Raw genomic sequence first — 18,236 nt, forward strand, 5'->3', positions numbered from 1 at the left:
GGCTTAATCCTTGAAAAAGAACAATACATTTTTGAAGGTGAAAGTGGAGAAGATCTATTTCGTTGAGCAATAAAAAGGGATAACAATTATCCCTTTTTATCAATCATTAAATCACTATAAAAAATTTTCAAGCGCTACATTAAATGCCTCGGGACATTCAATATTTGAAATATGTGAGGCATTGATTTCTACTAACTGGGCATCTGGAATCTGCTGTTGCATAAATTGTCCATCGGCAACGGTAGTCACAGGGTCTTGTGTGCCAGCGATGACTAAGACTGGAATGGTAATATCCTTCAACTGTTCACGGACATCCGCTTTAGCCAAAGCCTCACAACAATTGACATAACCATTTGCGCTGCCAGCACTTAAGTCGTTACACAGATTATTGACGATTGCAGGGTGACTTTGGATAAAGGGATCTGTAAACCAGCGTGAAGCTGCTGTGGTAACGATAGGAACTAAACCTTGCTTTCGAACCAGTTGGGCACGATCCAGCCATGCTTGTTCCTGTCCAATCTTCGCAGCGGTATTACTCACAACGACACGCTGAAAACGTTCTGGATAATGGATGGCAAGCCATTGACCTGTTATTCCACCCATGGAAATACCACAGAAATTGGCTTTTTCGATCTTTAAATGATCGAGTAGGTGAATCACATCTTCACCAAGTTGTTGCAGGGTATATGGGCCTGTTGGTGTTGAAGATGAACCATGACCGCGTGTGTCATAACAAATCACATAAAAGTGTTCTTTAAAATAATTGAACTGCTTTTGCCACATGCCATAGTTGGTACCTAAAGAGTTAGAAAATACCAATGCAGGGGAGCTGGGATCGCCAAAGGTTTGATAATTAATTTGCGCATCAGCGGATTGAAAAATGGGCATGAAGTCTTCCTTAATTTTGTTCAACACGTTGAATAATTAGCGCAATGCCTTGACCAACACCGATACACATTGAACACAAGGCATACTGACCTTTGATTTGTTCAAGCTGATTCAAGGCAGTGGTGACTAGACGCGCACCCGAGGCACCTAAAGGATGACCCAAAGCAATCGCGCCACCATTTGGATTGACACGTGCATCGTCATCCGCCAAAGCTAAATCACGAGTCACGGCTAAAGCTTGTGCGGCAAAGGCTTCATTCAACTCAATCACATCCATCTGCGCTAGAGAGAGATTGGCTTGTTTCAGTAATTTTTTGATTGCAGGTGCAGGTGCAAAACCCATAATCCGCGGTTCAACCCCAACGGTAGTCGCAGCAATAATTTTGGCGCGGGGCTGGAGCTGATATTTTTCCACTGCTTCGTCCGAAGCAATCAACAAGGCAGCAGCACCATCGTTAATTCCAGAGGCATTACCTGCTGTCACAGTGCCTTCTGCTTTAACCACACCTTTAAGTTTGCTTAGGCCTTCTAATGTGGTTGATGCTCTTGGATGCTCATCGCTATCCACTACAACTGCATCACCCTTACGCTGTGGAATATGGACAGGTATGATTTCATTGCTGAAGAAACCTTTGGCTTGTGCAGTCGCCGTACGTTGTTGGCTGTTGAGCGCAAACTGATCTTGATCGGCACGATTAATATTGAATTGTTCCGCCACGTTTTCTGCGGTTTGTGGCATGCTATTCACACCATACATGTCTTTGAGTTTTGGATTGATAAAACGCCAGCCCATGGTGGTATCTTCAATCTTTTGACTACGGCCAAATGCACTGTCGGATTTTCCCATCACATAAGGCGCACGACTCATGCTTTCGACCCCACCCGCAATAATCAAATCAGCTTCATTGGCTTTAATGGCACGTGCAGCCATCGCAATCGCATCCAGTGATGAACCACATAAACGGTTTACGGTGGTTGCTGGAACTTGATAAGGTAAGCCTGCCAATAAGGCTGACATGCGTCCCACATTACGGTTATCTTCACCCGCTTGATTGGCACAGCCATAGATCACATCATCCACTTGTTGCCAGTCGATACTTGGATTGCGTTGTATAAGTGCCTGAATTGGAATAGCTCCCAAGTCATCAGCACGGACAGGTGCAAGACCGCCTGCATAGCGACCAAATGGGGTACGGATGGCATCGATGATATAAGCGTTTTTCATATTCTTACATTTCCATTTCTAAATCTGTTGTGAGCACTGCCACAAATTATGGGTTTAGTCATTCTTCCTTTGCGTAGGCAATGCCTCACTTTTGACAGGGCAAAAGTGACAAAACCCTTTGTTGAACAGAGGAGGCTTCCTTGCCTCCCTGTTCAACGGGCGACATCCATGTCGCCTGTCACGATAGTCAATTACGGGAAACATCTAAATCTTAGTAAGCAGAAGTTGTATTTAAACCTTACCATTCAAGGTTTCGCGGTAGCGACATGGATGTCGCTTCGTTACTTTTTATCCTTAAAAATCTCCCCTAACCCCTCTTTATAAAGAGGGGAACTCCTCCCTTTTTTAAAGGGTGAGGAACGATTAAAGTTCCGTAAGGGAGAGATTCATTATCCTTGAGTTGCATCAATCAACTGAGCACCCGTCAACGCCTGTAACTCCTCAAAGCTCAAACCATCCACTTTTTTAATCACTTTTAAACCGTCTGTAGTCACATCAATCACACACAGGTCGGTATAAATACGATCGACACATTTCAAGCCTGTGGCTGGATATGAAAGGGTTTCAACAATCTTGGGTTCACCCTGCTTGGTGTTGTGATCGGTGGTGATAAATACTTTCTTGGCGCCTACCGCCAAATCCATCGCACCACCTACCGCAGGAATCGCATCTGCTGCACCAGTATGCCAGTTGGCTAGATCACCAGTGGCTGCGACTTGAAAGGCGCCAAGTACCGCAATATCCAAATGACCACCACGCATCATGGCAAAAGAATCACCATGATGGAAAAAACTGCCACCCGTCAGCATGGTCACATATTCTTTACCTGCATTAATTAACTCAGGATCTTCTTCACCTTTGGCAGGCGGTGGACCAAATGCCAACAGGCCATTTTCCGAATGTAGGAATACATCTTTATCCGCAGGAAGATAATTGGAAATCTTGGTTGGCAGGCCTATGCCGAGATTGACATAAGCACCATCAGGAATATCTTGTGCGACACGTTCAGCAATTTGGTCACGGCTTAATTTTTGATAGCTCATTGTTCTACTCCTGTGCCATTGGCTGTATCAACAGCGACCACATGCTGTACAAAAATTCCAGGGGTAATGATGTGTTCAGGATCAAGCTGACCGAGTTCGACCAGTTCAGACACTTGTGCAATGGTGACATCCGCTGCCATCGCCATGATTGGGCCAAAGTTACGTGCAGATTTGTTATAGACCAGATTGCCCCAGCGATCGCCTTGATGTGCTTTGATTAAGGCAAAGTCAGCTTTGATGGGATATTCAAGTACATAGTCTTTGCCATCGATATGACGGGTTTCTTTACCTTCCGCCAAGAGTGTTCCAAAGCCAGTTGGGGTAAAAACTGCACCGAGGCCCATGCCCGCAGCTTGAATACGGCATGCCAGATTACCTTGCGGCACCAGTTCCAATTCAATCTTGCCAGCACGATAGAGTTCATCGAATACCCATGAATCGGACTGACGTGGGAAAGAACAGATGATTTTACGTACTGCCCCTGTTTTAAGCAGTTTGGCCAAGCCATAATCACCATTGCCAGCATTGTTATTGACGATGACAAGGTCTTTGATACCAAGTTCGATCAATCCATCAATCAGTTCAGCGGGTTGTCCTGCGGTGCCAAAACCACCAATCATGATGGTTGCGCCATCCTTGATCTGTGACAGTGCCTCAGTCAATGTGAGCGTACTTTTATCAATCATAAGGCCAACCTTTTATTCATGTTTTCAAATTTCTATACATACGAATTGCTGTATAAACGGGTATGCATAGAAATTTAAAAACTGTGAGCTAAGGTCTAGCTCACAGTAAATTTGTGGTGTTAAGCACCGACACGACGACGGTCGACTTCAGTGCTTGGTGCACCTGTTTTTTCTGCAACCAATTCAACATTAAAGGTAATGTATTTGAATGGCTTATTCACCCCACGACGAGCAAGTTCAGCTTCATCCGTCACATCAACAGCAGTAGCGACCAAGCCTTCACGTGTTGCAAATGCAAAGTCATCCCACAGATATTGATCGCCTTCGATATTGAACTGCGTGGTTAATTTGCGATAGCCTGGCGCAGAAACAAAATAATGTACATGAGAAGGGCGGTTACCGTGACGGCCGAGCAAGTTCAGCACTGCTTGAGTAGTCCCTTCAGGTGGGCAGCCATAACCCACAGGCATAGTGGTCTGCGCCACATAGTGACCATCAGCATCCGATAAAATGGTACGGCGTAAGTTAAAGTCAGATTGTGACTTATCAAAGAATGAATAGTTACCGAGGCTGTTGGCATGCCAAACTTCGACTTTAGCACCTTCGATAATATTACCTTCAGGATCAGTGACTGTACCTTCAATGAATAAGGTATCGACTTTGTCTGATTCAGAACCGTCATCCATACGGGCAAAACCAACAGATTCAGGCGCGCCAGCCACATACAATGGACCTTCGATGGTACGTGGAGTTCCACCTGTAATGCCTGCTTTGGCATCTGCTTCATCAGCACGTAAATCTAGATAATGCTCAAGACCTAAACCTGCCGCCAATAAGCCAAGTTCATTGGCTTGGCCTGCATCGGTAAAGTATTCTAGACCTTTCCATAGCTCACTTTGTGAGATGTCCAAATCTTCAATCGCCTGAAAAAGATCACCGAGCAGACGAACCACGATTTGTTGTACACGTGGATTGACTTTACCTGTCGCAGTATCCACATTCATTTTTTTAACCAGTGCATCGATTTCTTGACGGTTCATACATATTCTCCTGAAGTATGATAGTTTTTGGTGGCTCGCGGACTTGCTGTTTTGCTGCTTGCTTGGCTTGCCACATTCCTTGTTCAAATTCTGTTGCGATCCTGATGCCACGATGGGCTTTAGCTATCGTCTTCGCGGATGGCTGATGGGTGACGATTCATCGCCATCACTTCAATATTCATGTAGGGATACAATGGCAGCCCCTGTAAAATATTGTGCAGCTCTTCATTGCTTTCCACATCAAAGATACTGATATTTGAGTATTGTCCGGTAATGCGCCAGATATGACGCCATTTACCTTGACGCTGTAAATCTTGTGAATAGGCCTTTTCAACAGCTTTAATTTGATTGGCTTGTTCAACTGGCATATCGAGCGGGATATTTACATCCATTCGTACATGAAAAAGCATCGCAACTCCTTAAATTATTGACGACGTAAGTTGTCGATTTTGTCTTCGTCCAGTTCAATACCGAGACCAGGGCCAGTTGGAATTTTGAGTTCAAAATTGCCATATTGAAGCGGTGTTTTTAAAATTTCTTCCGTGAGTAACAGTGGACCAAACAGTTCCGTACCAGCGGCTAAATTGCTAAAAGTAGAGAAGGCATGTGCGGAAGCAATGGTGCCAACTGGACCTTCCAACATGGTACCACCGTAAAGATCGATCCCTGCCAGATTGGCAATTTTCCCGACTTCACAGGCTTCAATCAGACCACCTGATTGGGCAATTTTTACTGCAAACACTGAGGCGGCATTGCTTTTTGCCAGTTGATAAGCACTTTGCGGACCGGTTAAAGATTCATCTGCCATAATGGCAATATCGAATTTACGGGTCAAACGTTGCATAGCATCAATATTATGAATCGCACACGGTTGCTCAATCAGATCAACACCGCCATCCTGCAGCATTTGAATCCCTTTAATCGCATTCAACTCAGACCATGCACGGTTGACATCGACACGGATCGAAACTTCTGCACCCAATGCTTGTTTAATTGCCAGTACATGTTCAACATCCTGTTCAACTGGGCGCGAACCGATCTTGAGCTTGAATACATTGTGACGTTTTAACGCAACCATTTTTTCTGCTTCAGCAATGTCCTTTTCAGTATTGCCTGAGGCTAAAACCCAAAGTACAGGAACGCTATCACGTAGGCGCCCACCTAACATTTCACTGAGTGGTAGACCTAAACGTTGTGCCTGAATATCCAGTAGCGCCGTTTGAATAGCACATTTAGCAAAGCGGTTCCCATTGATACTGTGTTGAATGGCCTGTAATGTCTGAGCCACATTAAAACTGTCCAAAGTTTTTAACAATGGCGAAAAGTAATGCTCAATATTGGTTTTGACACTTTCAGGACTTTCATCTCCATAACCCAAGCCACCAATAGTCGTTGCTTCACCCCAACCAATCAAACCATCTGCTGTTGTCACTTTAATGAGGACTAAGGTTTGGGTTTGCATGGTTGCAACCGCCATCTTATGTGGGCGGATGGTTGGAATCTCGACAAGTAGGGTTTCTATGGATTTATACATCTTTGGTATTTCTTTCGTCCTAAGCTATTTACATACCCTAAATTAATGTAATATCTATAACTAGGCTGAATTTGGTATTTTTAGATACTTAAAAGGTATATTAAATGGAATTAAGACATCTTCGTTATTTCGTGACGGTGGTCGAGGAACAGAGCATTACCAAAGCCGCAGAAAAGTTATGCATTGCGCAACCACCATTAAGCCGTCAGATCCAAAAGCTGGAAGAGGAACTCGGTATCCTGTTATTTGAACGTGGTTCTCGACCTGTGAAAACCACAGAAGCGGGACAGTTCTTTTATCAGCATGCGGTGCAGATTTTGACCCATACTGCTCAAGCGGCTTCCATGGCAAAACGTATTAGCACGGTAAATAAGATTGTGCGTATTGGCTATGTCAGCTCATTACTTTATGCGTTATTACCGCAAGTGATTTATTTATTCCGTCAAAATCATCCTGATATTCAGGTGGAGTTGATTGAACATGGTACCAAGGATCAGATTGAAGCATTAAAGCTGGGTAAAATTGACTTAGGTTTTGGACGTTTAAGAATTAGTGATCCTGCAATTAAACGGATTTTATTGCGCAAAGAAAAACTTAAATTAGCCATTCATAAAAACCATCATTTAACCCGCTTTATCGATCAGGGGATTTATCTGTCCCAGATTATTGATGAACCTATTTTTTCTTATCCCGCGACCCAAAAACCGAATTTTTCCACCTTGATTCAATCGATTTTTACCGACTTGGGTTTGGTACCTAAAGATATGGTCGAGGTACGTGAAATTCATATGGCGCTTGGTTTGGTGTCATCAGGTGAGGGGATTTGCCTGATTCCAGAAAGTGCCAGTGACATTGGTATGAAGAATCTGGTGTATATCCCAATCTTAGATTTAGAAGCTTATACACCGATTTCATTGGCAGTGCGCAATATGGATCAGAGTCCGTATCTACCGCAGATTTTAGAATGCATTAAGCAAGTATTTGAAGAAGAAGGCATTCCGATCCAACTAGAGGGTGATTAAGCAGCTCTAGGCACCAAGTTTATTTATCAGCGGTCATCATGATCGCTTTTTTAATTGTGGTGAAAATGATCTAAAACTAGACTTAAAAGGTATAACTATATACTTCATTATCTATGGAAAATTACATTAATAATTCAAATAATAGAGTGTGTCCAATATTTGCTCAAATATATCTTTCTGAATTTATGTCAGTTTTAAAGGTATCGGCAAGTATGGTCTCAGTTGTGAGGACGGTCTTAACTCTCAGCGTGAATGAATAAGAATTTCAAATACTCAGGAAAGGATTTCCCATGTTAAAACCAGATACGCTGTATAAAGCACAGCGCGTAGCACTGTATACACTCTTTGGCTGTCTAAATATCAATGTGGCTTATGCAGATTTTTTTGAAGACAGTGAAAAAAGCATTTACCTGCGTAATTTTTATTTAGAACGGGATTTTGAAAATACCAATAAAGATTTGGGTAGTTGGTCTCAGGCGATGACAGGACGTTTTGAATCTGGTTATACCGATACACCAATCCAAGTCGGTTTGGATTTGGGGTTTCAATATGCATTGCGTTTAACAGATCGCTACGATGAACGTCTGGATACCGTATTTAAATACGATCAGCACGAAGGTCGGCAGGAGCGTGATTATTTAAAATTAGGCGCGACTTTAAAATTTAAATATCTCAATACTGAACTGAAAGTCGGTGAGCTTTTCCCCAAAACACCGGTACTGTTTATTGATGATTCTCGGCAATTGGTCACCACTTATGCGGGTGCAATGCTAGAAAGTAAAGATATCAAAAACTTAAAAGTCTCGGCAGGGCGTTTTACCCATGTGAATGCTCGAGATGATGATGAATATCGAAAATTTACCTTAGGCAACTCGACAGACCCAAACAAAAGAAGTGATGGGCTGAATTTTCTGGGTCTCGATTATAATTTTACCCCTCAGTTGACGGGTTCTTATTGGTTTGGGCAGCTCGAAGATATTTATCAACAACAATATTTGAGTGCGGCTTTTACGGAAACGGTCAACAAGAGCAAGCTTAAAGTGGACGCCCGCTATTTTAACTATAAAGAAGATGGGGATGCCTATTTTGGCGATATTGATGTCCAGTCAATCGGTCTGCAAGCCAGTGTGCAAAATGGACCACATACCATTTTGACAGGTCTGCAAAAGCATATGGGTGAGGACAATATTCCCTTGTTGAATGGTTATGTACCACAAGCTTATTTACAGAGTTGGTCTGCAATTGCTTTCTACAAAGCCAAAGAGTTCACTTGGCATGTTTTATATAGTTATGACTTTAAAGAACAAGGTATCCCTGGGCTAAAACTGACATTACGCTATTTAAATGGTAGTGAAATCTATCGTGAAGGGTTTAAGGATAATAAAGAAACCGAGAAAAATGTGATCGTCAATTACACCGTACCTGAAGGTAAACTAAAAGGCTTGGGCTTTGAATGGCGACATATCCGAGCTGATATTAAATATGGTGCAGGCAATAACCCCGGCACAGATTTTGTCGAAAATCGAATTATGACGACGTATACACATAAGTTTTAATTGTAGATTCAATACAAGAATTGAACAGCCCATCTCATTCAAATTCGTGAATAAGATGGGCTTATTTTTTTAATCATAATCACAAAAACCTGCAAACACTTAGCTCCACATTTTTCTAAAATTGGACGTTCTATTCGTTATTAAGACTGATTGATCACCTTACCTGATCTCATAAGCTTTTGTTGTTATTGATCACTTTAAAATATGGAGGAATATGGGGCGCTAATGTTATTATTGATAATAATTATCATTATTATTGTCATTTTTGTTTGTTTTGTGTATTATTCACGAAATTTTTAATAATGAATTAAGGTTCTTACGTGTTAGAACAAAATAACTCTCTCAAATCATCTCAATTTATTAGAACAACACTCTGCACTTCAGTTTTATTGGTGTTGTCATCTCCACACGTATTTGCACAGGATGGCGCAGATAAAGCCTCGACGCTGCCGACCATTGCGGTAACTGCAAGCAAGACCGATGTTGCCTATAAATCGGGCAATATGGATATTCCGCGAAGCGAAGACGATGTCCAAGCCTATACTATGATCGAGCGGGAAGAGATTGAGCGCTCAGGTACTACCACAGTCACCGAGTTGTTGTCTAAAGTATTGCCAATGGCAACCTCAACCAACAATTCCAGTTATTTCTCAGGCACATCAAGTCAAATTAATTTACGTGGACTTGGTGCCAGTCAAACTCTAGTGTTGATTAATGGCCGCCGTAGCGCAGGAACAGGCAGTCGTGGTACTTCTGAATCCACCGATCAACCCAATTTAAATAATATTCCTTTGGCTGCAATTGAACGGATTGAAGTATTACCGACATCAGCTGCTGCGATTTATGGCAGTGGGGCGATTGGTGGTGTCATCAATGTAATTTTGCGTAAAGACTATGTTGGCACCGAAGTGAATCTGCGCTATAGCGATACCGTGGATAATCAACAACCCGCCAAATCTTTTAATTTGGTTTCAGGTTTTTCTCTGGAAGATGGCCGTACCCATGTGATGTTGACGGCTTCCAAAAAAGATCAAGATAGTTTGTTAGCGAGCGAACGTGACTGGAAAAGTAAATCACGCCAAAATATTTTAAAAAATAATCCAAATAGTCTTATTGGGGACAAGGTCAACCCGCCTGCAGGCAATTTAACTAATATTCGTAGTAAAGATGGTTCTGAATTAGTGCCAGGATGGGGCTCATCTATGGCACATCTTCCAAAAGGTTGGAATGGCGATCTGAGCAAACTGGGTCAAGGCTATGCATTGGGTTTGTCAGATGGGGTGAGTGGCTGGTCAGGTAAAGAGGGATTACTTTACGATACCAAGACCGAAGCCTTTGGTCTTTCTTTAAATCGTGATTTTACTGATCGTCTGAATGTATTTCTTGAGGCGGGCTATGAAAAAGAAGAGGGTTGGTCATTTAATACATCACCGCACGGTTATAACGTGGTAACAGTGAGCAAAGATAGTCCGCATAATCCTTTTGGCAAGGATATTCTGGTGAATTATCCAATGCGTTTGGATAGCCTAGGTGGCTTTGCCAAGGACACCTTTGAAACCACCCAGAAGAAAGTTGCGACGGGCTTTACCTTTGACCTGACACCAGAATGGATACTCTCGGCAGATTATGCATGGAGTAAATCGGATATTCGTCAACGTTATACACGTCAAGGCAGCAAAAATCCGAAAGCCAGTGCATGGAACAAAGATACCACTAATAATGCAATTGATTTTTTGCAAGATTTCACCACTACACCAACCGACCTAATTTCAAAATACTGGAACTATCCAAAAAATAATACACAGCAGACCTTAAATGATTTCTCAATTCGAGCCACAGGTCCAATTGCAAAATGGTATGCAGGCGATATTCGATTGGCAACGGGGATTGAGCATCGCCGTTATGAAAGTGAAGGCTTTGCGGATCATCAACATGTCGACAATCCTTGGGTGAAGCCGACTGAACGTAAGAGCAATGCATCCAGTGTTTACACGGAATTTAACATTCCCCTGATTTCCCCTGAGCTGAATTTGCCTTTCGCCAAATTACTGGATGTGCAATTGGCTGCACGTTATGAGGATTTCAATGTCCAAGCCAAGATACCGCAATATGACAGTAAAATTGATCCTGCTACGGGCTACCGTTCCAAGTTCTTAAATTATAGCGATTCGGGTAAATCAAAATTTGATGCGATCACGCCAACAGTAGGTTTCCGCTTCGCACCGAATGACCAATTGATGTTCCGTGCGTCTTATAGTGAAGGCTTTGTTACACCATCAGTTTCTCAAATTTCTCAAGCGACTTCGACCCAAGTGACGGGTGCGACATTAACTGATCCAGCAACGGGAAAAATTATTAGCACCTATGAAAGCATTTCTGGGGGCAATCCAGATCTGACGCCAGAAAGTTCAAAAAGTATTAATGCTGGGATTGTGTTAACCCCAGAGGCGATTCCTGATTTACGCCTATCGATTGATTATTACAACATCAAAAAAACCAATAATATCAGTTCGATCAGTGCGCAATATATTTTAGACAATCAAAGCAAATATGGTAGCCGCATTCAACGCAATCAAGCTGGCGATGTGGTTTCAATTGATATCACGCCATTCAACGCTTTAAACCTTAAAACCAGTGGGATTGATACCAATTTAAATTATCGCTTCGATAGCGTGATTGGAGAAACCACCTTTAATTTGGGCTATACGCATGTTAATGAATATCGCCAACAACATAATTTGATTGACCCAGAGAAGAATTTTGTCAGTGTGGTGGGTGGTGCGGTATCCGATGCACCGCTAAAACATCGTGCCAATGCCTCTATTTATCTACAAGCCAATGACAATTGGGGCTTTGGTTGGGCAAGCCAATATTATGGTTCTTATGACATGGTTAATGCGACTGCGATTTTGAATCAAACGGGTCGTGCCGATCAAAAATTAAAAATCGAAGATCAAATCTACCATGACATTTTTGCCAAAGTGAAATTGCCGAGCAGTAAGTTGCTAAAACACAGCTCAAGCGAACTGAGTTTCGGTATTCAAAATTTATTTAATGATTACACGGTCGACATGTCTGGAACGCAATCATACCTCAGTAAATACAGTGATGTCCGTGGTCGCCAATATTATCTAAACCTTAAGTTTTCTTTCTAATCTTCCTGAAATGCAGGTGGCGATTATTTTGCATCATCGTCGCCTGACTAGGTGTCTTTTATGAATATTGAAGCGTCTGTGCCCTTGGCCACCGCCAAAAGGGTCACGAAAAAGAAGGTGGAACAATCATCATTGATTAAATATCGATTGATGATTTTTTCACGTTTTGTCTTGGCTATTTTTGGTGGTTATTACTTTGCTGCGATTGCTGCAATGTTAATGGGGGCTCTGTTTACAGCTGAACCTTCCAAAGCCAATGCCGTGTTTGGGGCGACCATGCTGGCATTTGTGATCCATTGTGCCGTGTTCATTTGGGTATTTCTGGTCAACTCGACCTTGAAAGTCTGGTTAGGCATTATTGTTCCCAGTGTATTGATGACGTTGATCTATTGGTTTTTAAAAGGGTAAAGTCATGCGTGTTGATGGTAAAAATGAAGGCCCTCGCCAATCCATGTCATGGTTACATACATGGACAAGCCTGCTCTTGGGATGGCTGCTTTACGCCGTTTTTCTGACGGGCACGCTCAGTTTTTTCCAAAATGAAATTACGGTGTGGATGAAACCTGAATTGCATCAGTCTGTGAATAATACTTCTCAACAGCAACAATTGGGTTATGCATTACAGTATTTGCAGCAAAACGGGCAGCCTGCCGAAAGCTGGAATATTCGTTTTGCCAATAAACGTCAACCTGCCATTATGCTGAATATCCGTAAGCCAGGTGAAGGTCGCCGTCGTGGTGGTGAAATCTATTTAGATGCTCAAACGGGCCAAGAGATTAAAGCGCGTGAAACTCGGGGTGGTGGTTTCTTGTATCGCTTCCATTTTGAACTTTATGGCATGCCACGTATTTGGGGGCGTTGGATTGTTGGTATCGCAACCTTATTCATGTTTGTCGCAATTATCAGCGGTATTATCACTCATAAAAAGATTTTCAAAGATTTCTTTACTTTCCGCCCAGCCAAAGGTCAGCGTTCATGGCTCGATGCTCATAATGCAACGGCTGTGTTTGCCTTACCTTTTCATATCATGATCACCTTTAGTGGTTTGCTGTTGTTAATGTTCATGTTTATGCCTTGGGCGATGAACAGCCATTATGGAAGTGGGCAAAATTTCTATCAAATGCTGAATGAACCTGTTGCCAAAACACCTGAGCAAGCACGTTTATTGGCAGAGCAAAAACAAAAAGAAGCAGCAGAGGAAGGGCATGGCAATCGAGGGGGTGGCCGTCGTAGTGAGGCCGAACAGGCACTGCCTGTACTTGCAGCAGCACCGATGGTGAATTTGCTGACATTGAGTCATTACGTTCAACAAGGTTGGAAAGATAACCCGATTGCTTCAATTCGAGTGAATAAGCCGAATACCGTTGAAGCTGATGTTGAATTTAATGCAACCCGTACTGCCACATTGCTTGATCGAGAAAGCATTCCTTCCATGAAGTTTAATGCGGTGACAGGACAACTGCTTGATGAAGCCAAACCTGTTAACTCGGCATCAAAAGCCATTTATACCTTGGTGACATGGTTGCATATGGCACGTGGTGTGGATTCAGTGTTGCGTTGGTTGTTATTTTTATCGGGCATATTAGGCACCATGATGGTGGCTTCTGGTCTGATCTTATGGGTGGTGAAACGGATTCCAGATGTACAGAAATTGGGTTATAAGCCTTTTGGTCATCGTCTGGTTGAAGTGCTGAATATTACCGCAATCACAGGTCTACCAATTGCCTGTGCAGCCTATTTCATTGCCAATCGGTTTATCCCCGCTCAATTGGCCGAACGTTCTCCACTAGAGATTAATGTGTTCTTTATCGCATGGCTTGTGTGTTTAATTCATGCGGCTATTCGGGCGCATCGTCCCGCATGGTTGGAGCAACTGGCTTTAGCCGCTGTACTGTTCCTGTTTATGCCAATCCTAAACTTCTTAACAGGTGGGCAGGCGCTGTGGATGAGTATCTATCATGGACAATGGATGATCGCCAGTTTTGATCTGGTGTGTATTATTTTAGGTCTGATTTTTATTTATTCTTATTACAAGTTAAAGCGTTACCAAGGCTTAGCTGTGAAGCAGAAAAAACAGCCTAAGGTTCAAGCTGGACAGGAGCAAGTATAATGGCAGCATTGATGTTGTGGTGTGTTGCTGTGGTGGCTTTATCAGCACTTGCCTGTGGGATGAGTAAGCATCAGCGCGATATTTTTAGTGCTCAGATTTCAGCGCAAAATAGTCGACAGTTTGAAATCGCAGGTTGGGTAATGCTACTTATTTCTGCATTGGTCATGATTTATTTTAAAGGTGCTTCAGTTGGTTTGTCTGAATGGTTGGGTTGTATCACCTTTGCTGCTTTGGCAGTGGGATTATTATTAACCTATCAACCTAAAAAACTGTTGCAAGCCAATGTGATTGTGACTGTTGTATTTGGGCTGCTGTTTATTGTGGCCTTGATTTAAGATTTGTTTGTATTGAAGTGACATAAAAAGAGGAAACGAAAGTTTCCTCTTTTTATTGGTGAATGAAACATAAGACTAGCTTAGCTTACCAGTCATATTTTAAACCCACACGGAAATTGGTTGGCGCACCATAATAACTATTGGTGGTCGCCAAATGATATTTCTCATTGAAAAGGTTATTCAAATTGAAATTCACCATAAGTTGATCATTCACTTTATAACGTGCCATCAAATCGATTAAAGCATAGCTGTCTTGCGTAAATCGCCCCGTTTTAGAGACTGAATTATTTTCATAAATTTCACTTTGCCAACGAACACCACCACCTACTGTAATTGCTTCATCCAGATAAGGCAGGGTATAGGTGCTAAACAGTTTGACTGTATTATTTGGAATACTGGTGTCTAGGTTTTTGCCCTTATTGTCTTGAGACAGATTACGCGTAAAACTTGTTGAAATCTGCCAGGCATCGGTGATTTTGCCTGTTGCTTCAAGTTCAAAACCACGGCTTTCAGTTCCCGATTCAGCTCTATAAGCTTGAGAACCATCAGGTGCTTTTGCGCCCGTGATGGCGACAGCTTTATTATCTTCCTTAACCTGATAAATGGCTGCACCAATATTTAATTGATTGTCGAAGAATTCACCTTTAATGCCCAATTCGGTACTGTTACCGATGATGGGTTCGATATAGCTGCCCGTTATGGTTTTCTTATCTTGAGGTGAGAAAATATTGGTATAGCTGGCATAACCTGTCCAATGTTCTGTGAAATCATAGGTTAGACCGATATAAGGAATGACCTTTCCTTTTTCTTCCTGTTTGGTGTGTTCTGTAGAATTATTTTCATTGTTATGTTCACCAGTGACACGTTCCCAGTCTTCAACACGTGTCCCCAAAATAACTGCCAGATCATCACTTGCTTTTAAACGTACTGCACCAAAAATGGATTTGCTACGATCATCACCACTGTACCAACCATCGATTTGAGTGGGTGGACGACTTGGCGTACGACCATCCCATGCAAAGATATTATCGAGCTTACCTTCCCATGACATGCCATTGTTCCATCCAGAGTAGGTTGGGCGTTTGTTTTTACTTTGTGTATAGGTTGTTCCCAAAACAACTTCATGAGTTTGACTAAATAAATCAAATGAACCATTCAAGGTTAAATTAAATAGATCTTGGGTTGGGCGATAATCCCAGCGAGTGGCGTACAGCATGGCACCACTACCTGTAGCTCTATCAATTCCTGTATTTGAAAAAGTGTAGCCAACAATTTCATCTGAATCAGTAATGGTACGTGACACCACGCCTTTTAACTTCCAACGGTCATTCAATTGATGTTCAATATCTGCAAAGAAAGCAGTTGTGGCACGGTCAGAACCTGTCCAGCTTGCTGCCGCTGAATCCGAGCGTGACCAATCAATTAGAGAACCATCGGTATAAAAACTTGGTAAACCACCACGTGCCACACCAGAAAGATTCATTTGTTGGTAGCTCACACCGAGACTACCTTTGGTTTTTGCACTGAGATCTGTTTCAACTACAGCATAGGCAACTTTGCGTTCTTCATTATAACGGTCAATATAAGAGTCTGAATTTTGGTAGGCAAATAGGGTACGACCACGAACACTGCCTGAAGCATTTAAAGGGCTGGATACATCAATATCGGTACGGTAATAATCCCAAGAACCTAAATCTGCACTGATAGAAGCTTTAAAATCTTGTAAAGGCTTTTTACGAACCATGTTAATACTGGCACTGGCTGTACCTGAGCCGGTCATCAAGCCATTGGCACCACGAACCACTTCAACACGATCAAAGAGCGCCATATCTTGACTCTGGAAAATAGCCTGATAGGAACTCATGAGTTTGACGCCATCTAGAAGATAGTTATCTACTTGTTGACCGCGCGCATAAATTGGCGAGTTATCACTACCGATGTTACCACCTTGTTTAATCGAAAGACCTGCTGCCTGACTAACTACATCGGTCAGTTGGGTCAGGTTTTGATCTTTCATTTGCTGATTGGTAATTACACTGACCAGTTGCGGTGTCTCTTTGAGGGTCAGAGCCAAACCCGTTGAGGCTGTTGTTGCCTTAGCTGTATATGACCCAGAGCCTTCTGTGGTGAGGTTTTGACCTTTATCCGCACTCAAGTGAATCGTCGCTAATTGAGCTAGGCCAGTTTCGCTACTTTGATTTATATTCGCCGCATTTGCCTTAGTATGAATCGCTTCTAATTTAACGACTTTAGGTTCAACCGCTGCTACAGTTGCTTTGGCTTGAATACTGTATCCCGCATTGGCAACTTTGATGGCTTCAAATGCATGCGGTTTAAGCAAAGTCTCTAAAGCAGTTTCTACTGAATAATTTCCTTTTAGTGAAGCACTTTTTATTTTAGAGAGTGTGGTCGAGTCATAGCTGATGGTGGTGCCTGTTTGAATCGCGAGCTGTTTAAGTGCTTGATCGAGTGTGGTTGAGCTAATCGAAATCTGATAAACAGTGGCAGCATAAGCAGAGGTTGTTGCAATGCTGGCAATACTGAGTGGTATGCCCCATAAGATTGCGCGTACAGCCAACGCCAAGGTAGTTTTCGCCTGATAATCCTTCATGTGGTCTTCTCGATTGGGAGTGTATTTCTCTATAAGTCGGACAAGATCAAAAAAAGGATCATCTTTTTATCTTTTTTTTATTTTTAATAAATAAGGACTGTAATAACTCAACTCAAGTTGATGGGTATAGGCCAGTGTTTCTAGGCTTTGTTGAGGATTCTTTAATGAAAAAACGCCTGAAATACGAAGGTCTTTTAACGCTGGCTCGATGAAATAAGTGCCTTTTTTATAACGATACAGTTCACTAATGACTTTTTCGAGTGGCCATTGTTCTACCACCAGTAATTGCTGAGTCCAGTAGGGTTGCTCATTATTCAATGGTAAAGGTTTAGAGACCTGTTGACTGTTGAAATACGCACGTTGACCTTGCTGTAAAATTTGCCGTTGTCCAGAATCCTGCGGCTGTAAAGCGACCGCATGTTGATACACTTTGACCCGAGTTTGATCATGATGCTCTTGTCGTACCGTAAACTGAGTACCCAAGGCCTCAATTGCACCATCTTTGGTCTTCACCATAAAGGGGCGATGTTGCGGATCTTTGGCGGTTTGGATATAAATTTCACCTTCGATCAGTTGAATCTGTCGAGTCTGTTCGGAGAAATTCACGTTAATATAACTGTCACTGGCCAAGATCAAGATTGAACCATCTTGCAGTGCAACAGTTTTAATTTCACCAACCTCAGTATGGTCATCAGACTGCCATTTAGCCCAAGGTAACAAATACATTCCGCAGCCGATAACCAACAATCCTGAAAGGTTCAACAGCATATTTCGTTTTGCAGTCAGATTAAATTTTTGCTTGGACTGGACTAAAGAATCTGAGGGAAAGTGGTTGGATAAACCTGTTAAGCCATGGGTAAATTTATTGATTTGCTGAATGGCTAGGGCATGTTCTTGCTTTTCTGCTTGCCAATGTTCAAATTGTTGTTGCTGTAACGCAGTCATTTCACCTGAATGTAATAGCACTAGCCAGTCTGCGGCTTGGTCCAAAACATGATCAGGGATTTTAGGAGCTTGAGACATAGCAGCAA

The 18,236-nt window shown here is 42.4% G+C and carries 15 protein-coding genes; 6 read left to right on the forward strand and 9 right to left on the reverse strand.

Annotated features, from left to right (window positions below; all coding sequences use genetic code 11):
- Nucleotides 1-114 precede the first annotated feature (114 nt).
- The 7 genes from pcaD to MN869_RS07190 form a co-directional block, all read right to left on the reverse strand.
- Nucleotides 115-888: a 3-oxoadipate enol-lactonase gene (gene pcaD / locus MN869_RS07160; protein ID WP_033133184.1), complete on the reverse strand. Its 774-nt coding sequence runs from the start codon at nt 886-888 to the stop codon at nt 115-117.
- A gap of 10 nt (nt 889-898) precedes the next feature.
- Nucleotides 899-2,113 carry a 3-oxoadipyl-CoA thiolase gene (pcaF, locus tag MN869_RS07165; RefSeq protein ID WP_033133183.1) on the reverse strand — a complete coding sequence of 405 codons (1,215 nt, stop codon included), beginning with the start codon at nt 2,111-2,113 and terminating at the stop codon, nt 899-901.
- Nucleotides 2,114-2,502: 389 nt separating this feature from the next.
- The gene (locus MN869_RS07170) at nt 2,503-3,156 is read right to left on the reverse strand and encodes a 3-oxoacid CoA-transferase subunit B (RefSeq protein WP_033133182.1); all 654 of its coding nucleotides are present in this window, start codon (nt 3,154-3,156) and stop codon (nt 2,503-2,505) included.
- Entirely contained in the window at nt 3,153-3,842 is a 690-nt protein-coding gene (locus MN869_RS07175; RefSeq protein ID WP_005204607.1) for a 3-oxoacid CoA-transferase subunit A, read from the reverse strand. The genes MN869_RS07170 and MN869_RS07175 overlap by 4 nt, the downstream gene beginning before the upstream one ends.
- Nucleotides 3,843-3,961: 119 nt before the next feature.
- Complete coding sequence (gene catA, locus MN869_RS07180) at nt 3,962-4,882, reverse strand: catechol 1,2-dioxygenase (protein WP_033133181.1); 921 nt, start codon at nt 4,880-4,882, stop codon at nt 3,962-3,964.
- 119 nt (nt 4,883-5,001) lie between these two features.
- A complete protein-coding gene (gene catC / locus MN869_RS07185) occupies nt 5,002-5,292 on the reverse strand; it encodes a muconolactone Delta-isomerase (RefSeq protein ID WP_005190515.1) in 291 nt (96 codons plus the stop codon).
- Nucleotides 5,293-5,306: 14 nt separating this feature from the next.
- Nucleotides 5,307-6,416 carry a muconate/chloromuconate family cycloisomerase gene (locus MN869_RS07190; RefSeq protein ID WP_033133180.1) on the reverse strand — a complete coding sequence of 370 codons (1,110 nt, stop codon included), beginning with the start codon at nt 6,414-6,416 and terminating at the stop codon, nt 5,307-5,309.
- Between the two features lie 104 nt (nt 6,417-6,520).
- Here MN869_RS07190 and catM point away from each other — a divergent pair, with 104 nt between their 5' ends.
- The 6 genes from catM (at nt 6,521) to MN869_RS07220 (ending at nt 14,594) form a co-directional block, all read left to right on the forward strand.
- Complete coding sequence (catM, locus tag MN869_RS07195) at nt 6,521-7,438, forward strand: cis,cis-muconate-binding transcription regulator CatM (RefSeq protein WP_004654826.1); 918 nt, start codon at nt 6,521-6,523, stop codon at nt 7,436-7,438.
- Nucleotides 7,439-7,728: 290 nt separating this feature from the next.
- Nucleotides 7,729-8,994 carry an OprD family outer membrane porin gene (locus MN869_RS07200; RefSeq protein WP_033133179.1) on the forward strand — a complete coding sequence of 422 codons (1,266 nt, stop codon included), beginning with the start codon at nt 7,729-7,731 and terminating at the stop codon, nt 8,992-8,994.
- Between the two features lie 320 nt (nt 8,995-9,314).
- Nucleotides 9,315-12,149 carry a TonB-dependent receptor gene (locus tag MN869_RS07205; protein ID WP_033133178.1) on the forward strand — a complete coding sequence of 945 codons (2,835 nt, stop codon included), beginning with the start codon at nt 9,315-9,317 and terminating at the stop codon, nt 12,147-12,149.
- A gap of 60 nt (nt 12,150-12,209) precedes the next feature.
- Nucleotides 12,210-12,557 carry a DUF3649 domain-containing protein gene (locus MN869_RS07210; protein ID WP_033133177.1) on the forward strand — a complete coding sequence of 116 codons (348 nt, stop codon included), beginning with the start codon at nt 12,210-12,212 and terminating at the stop codon, nt 12,555-12,557.
- A gap of 4 nt (nt 12,558-12,561) precedes the next feature.
- On the forward strand, nt 12,562-14,259 hold the full coding sequence (locus tag MN869_RS07215; protein WP_033133176.1) for a PepSY-associated TM helix domain-containing protein: 1,698 nt from the start codon (nt 12,562-12,564) through the stop codon (nt 14,257-14,259).
- Nucleotides 14,259-14,594, forward strand: a complete 336-nt coding sequence (locus MN869_RS07220; protein WP_033133175.1) for a DUF3325 domain-containing protein — start codon at nt 14,259-14,261, stop codon at nt 14,592-14,594. Before MN869_RS07215 ends, MN869_RS07220 begins: the two co-directional genes overlap by 1 nt.
- Nucleotides 14,595-14,679: 85 nt before the next feature.
- Here MN869_RS07220 and MN869_RS07225 read toward each other — a convergent pair whose 3' ends face one another.
- Nucleotides 14,680-17,205 (reverse strand): TonB-dependent receptor, encoded by a 2,526-nt coding sequence (locus MN869_RS07225; RefSeq protein ID WP_033133174.1) that lies wholly within the window; start codon nt 17,203-17,205, stop codon nt 14,680-14,682.
- 66 nt (nt 17,206-17,271) lie between these two features.
- A complete protein-coding gene (locus MN869_RS07230) occupies nt 17,272-18,228 on the reverse strand; it encodes a FecR domain-containing protein (protein WP_033133173.1) in 957 nt (318 codons plus the stop codon).
- Nucleotides 18,229-18,236: the final 8 nt, after the last annotated feature.

This window comes from Acinetobacter sp. NIPH1876, assembly GCF_022808535.1.
In the GTDB taxonomy this organism is placed as follows: domain Bacteria; phylum Pseudomonadota; class Gammaproteobacteria; order Pseudomonadales; family Moraxellaceae; genus Acinetobacter; species Acinetobacter higginsii.